Source organism: Seminibacterium arietis, assembly GCF_042675725.1.
Taxonomy (GTDB): domain Bacteria; phylum Pseudomonadota; class Gammaproteobacteria; order Enterobacterales; family Pasteurellaceae; genus Seminibacterium; species Seminibacterium arietis.
The window spans coordinates 1-1,060 of the sequence record NZ_JBHTJN010000005.1; the positions used below are offsets into that span (position 1 = coordinate 1).

General features: G+C 54.7%; 1 rRNA gene. It reads left to right on the plus strand.

Annotated elements, in window-relative coordinates:
• Positions 1-1,060, plus strand: a 23S ribosomal RNA gene (locus ACFQ02_RS02615); the annotation flags it as partial.

The window sequence follows — 1,060 nt, forward strand, 5'->3', positions numbered from 1 at the left end:
GGGGGAACGCGGGGAAGTGAAACATCTCAGTACCCGCAGGAAGAGAAAACAATAGTGATTCCGTTAGTAGTGGCGAGCGAACGCGGATCAGGCTAAACCGTTCCATGTGTGATAGCCGGCGGGCGTTGCATGGTCGGGGTTGTGGGACTTTCCGTATTGGTTCTGCCGGACCAGTGGGGTGTGATGTGCAGGCATAGGTGAACGGTCTTGAAAGGCCGGCCAGAGAGGGTGTGAGCCCCGTAACCGTAATGTTTTGTGCCGCCCGGATGAGTATCCCAAGTAGCACGGGGCCCGAGAAATCCCGTGTGAATCTGTCAGGACCACCTGATAAGCCTAAATACTCCCTAATGACCGATAGCGGACCAGTACCGTGAGGGAAAGGTGAAAAGTACCCCGGGAGGGGAGTGAAACAGTACCTGAAACCGTGTGCTTACAATCCGTCGGAGCATCTGCGGCCCTTGTGGTCGTATGGGTGTGACGGCGTGCCTTTTGAAGAATGAGCCTGCGAGTTAGTGTTACGTCGCGAGGTTANGCGAGGTTAACCCGTGTGGGGAAGCCGTAGCGAAAGCGAGTCTGAATAGGGCGTTGCAGTGGCGTGATCTAGACCCGAAGCGAAGTGATCTACCCATGGCCAGGTTGAAGCGACGGTAAGACGTCGTGGAGGACCGAACCCACTTCAGTTGAAAATGGAGGGGATGAGCTGTGGGTAGGGGTGAAAGGCCAATCAAACTTCGTGATAGCTGGTTCTCCCCGAAATGCATTTAGGTGCAGCGTTGCGTGTTTCTTGCTGGAGGTAGAGCTACTGGATGGCTAATGGGCCCTACAAGGTTACTGACGTCAGCCAAACTCCGAATGCCGGTAAGTGAGAGCGTAGCAGTGAGACTGTGGGGGATAAGCTTCATAGTCGAGAGGGAAACAGCCCAGACCACCAACTAAGGCCCCTAAGCGTGTGCTAAGTGGGAAAGGATGTGGAGTTGCGAAGACAACCAGGAGGTTGGCTTAGAAGCAGCCATCCTTAAAAGAGTGCGTAATAGCTCACTGGTCAAGTGATTCCGCGCCG